2 protein-coding genes are annotated in these 2,262 nt (G+C 74.4%); both read right to left on the reverse strand.

What is annotated here, in order from left to right; all coding sequences use genetic code 11:
- Window positions 1–570, reverse strand: a 570-nt coding sequence (locus ACXJKL_RS19665) for a carboxymuconolactone decarboxylase family protein (protein WP_457208686.1), incomplete at its 3' end; no start/stop codon positions are given.
- 15 nt (window positions 571–585) lie between these two features.
- A partial coding sequence (locus ACXJKL_RS19670) for a xanthine dehydrogenase family protein molybdopterin-binding subunit (RefSeq protein WP_457208687.1) occupies window positions 586–2,262 on the reverse strand: 1,677 nt, incomplete at its 5' end.

Consider the following 2,262-nt stretch of genomic DNA (forward strand, 5'->3'; position numbering starts at 1 on the left):
CTCGAAGCCCGGCGCCATCGACGCCGCTGTGCCGGCCATGTACTGGTGGTGGTCGACGTCGAGGAGCCGGATCCAGCTCTGCTGGCCGAAGGTCAGCGCGATGACGCAGCCGAGCTCGACCAGCTCGTCCTCGGTGAAGTGGGCGTGCAGCCGGCTCCACAGGCCGTCGCGGTCGTCCTCGTTCCAGGCGATGGCCTGGGCGTAGGCGAGCGCGGCCTTCTGCCGGTCGTCGAACTTGTCGGAGGACTCGAAGTTGAGGAGGTCGTCGTACTGCCCCTCGACCAGGCCCTGCTGGCTGCCCTTGACCGAGCGCTGGTTGCCGCAGAACTCGCAGCTCACCGTGCGGGAGATGTAGACCCGGCACAGCTCCTTGATCGCGTGGTCGCAGACGCCGTTGCGGAACATCTTCTCCCACGGCTCGGCAAAGGCCCAGAAGGCCGCGGGCACGTGGGCGCGCACCGCGTTGGTCTCCGGACGGGGCGTGCCCTCCCGGGCGCTGCGGTCCATCTCGGCCTGCATGCGGGGGTCCATGTCGTCGTAGGCGACGTAGGAGATGCGGGGCTGCTTCATGGTGACTCCTCGGGTTCAGTCGGACTGTTCGATGGCGCGGACGATGGCGGCGGGGTCGAGGGGGAGGTCGCGGACCCGGACCCCTAGGGCGCGGTGGACGGCGTTGGCGATCGCGGCCGAGGTGGGGCCCTGGGCGGCCTCGCCGGCACCCGTCGAGGGAGCGTCGCTGTCGACGAGGTGGACGGTGACCTCGGGCGTCTCGGAGAAGCGCAGCACCGGGTAGGCCTCCCAGTCGGTGCCGAGCAGGCGCCGCCGGTCGAAGGGCATCCGCTCCTTCAGCGTCCACGAGGTCGCCTGGGTCGCGCCGCCCTCGAGCTGGTTGCGGGCGCCGTCGGGGTTGACCACCCGGCCGACGTCCGCGACGACGACCAGGCGGCGTACGACGACGTCGTCGGTCACCTCGACGTCGGCGACGATCGCGCAGTGCGCGCCGCGGTCCTTGTAGCGGGCGTAGCCCAGGCCACGACCGGTGTCCTCGGGCAGCTCCTCGCCCCACCCGGCGAGCCGGGCGGCCTCCGCGACCACGTGCCGGGCCCGCTGGTCGGCGAGGTGGTCGAGCCGGAACGTCACCGGGTCGGCGCCCGCGGCCCGCGCCAGCTCGTCCATGAACGACTCGATCGCGAAGACGTTGAGGTGCGCCCCGAGCGCGCGCATCGCCGAGGTGCGCAGCGGGGAGTCGGTCTTGCGGTGGCCGACCACGCGCCGCGGCCCCACGTCGTACGACGGGAGCGCGTTGCGGGTGGTCCCGCCACCGGCGGCCAGGGGCGGGTCGGTGGACGGAGGGAGCGGCACCGGGGTGGCGAGGTCGGCGCCGGCGAGGAGGCCGGGGTGGCCGGAGTAGCCGGGTCGCGCGGAGTGCCCCTGGCTCCACACGTCGTGGGACCAGCCGGTGATCCGCCCGCCCTCGAGCCGGGCCCGCAGCGTCGCCGTCATCGCGGGGGCCAGCGGCCCCCACGTGAGCTCGTCGGGCCGGGTCCAGCGCAGCAGCACCGGCCGCCCCGGCACCGCCCGCGCCAGCAGCACCGCGTCGAAGGCCGCGTCGTCGGCGGCGTTGTGGCCGTAGCAGCCGGCGTTCTCCACGTGCTCGACCACGACGGTGGCCGGGTCGAGGTCGAGCGCGGCGGCGATCGCGTCCCGCAGGCCGTGGATGCCCTGGCTGTGCGAGCGGACGTGGACACAGCCGTCGGTCCAGGTCGCCAGACCGGCGCTGGGCGCGATGGAGGCGTGGGCCAGGAAGGGGCGCGAGTACGACGCCTCGACGACGTCGCTGCCCGGGCCCGGCGCACCCTCCTCGTCGAGGACGGGCACCTCCTCGTGGGTGCCCGAGCGCAGCCAGCCCGGCAGGTCGTCGGGGTCGGGGAGCAGGTCGCGCTCGTCCCAGGCACAGTCCGCGCGGAGCTGCTCCAGCGCCCGGTCGACGTCGGCCTCGCGCTCGCCGACCACGCCGACGAAGGAGCCGTCACGCACCAGCGTCACCCCCGGCGCCTTCCAGCCGTCGGGCACCGAGCGCAGCACCGCACCCACCGACGGCGGCCGCAGCACCCTCCCGTGCAGCAGCCCCTCGGGGCGCAGGTCGGCCAGGAACCGCGGCCGTCCGAGGACCTTGTCGGGCAGGTCGAGCCGCGGCTCGCTGCGACCGACGGCCACCGCCGCGACCGGAGCGAGGGGCTCCACGGTCGTCAGGTCGTGATT

The organism is Nocardioides sp. P5_C9_2 (assembly GCF_054049555.1).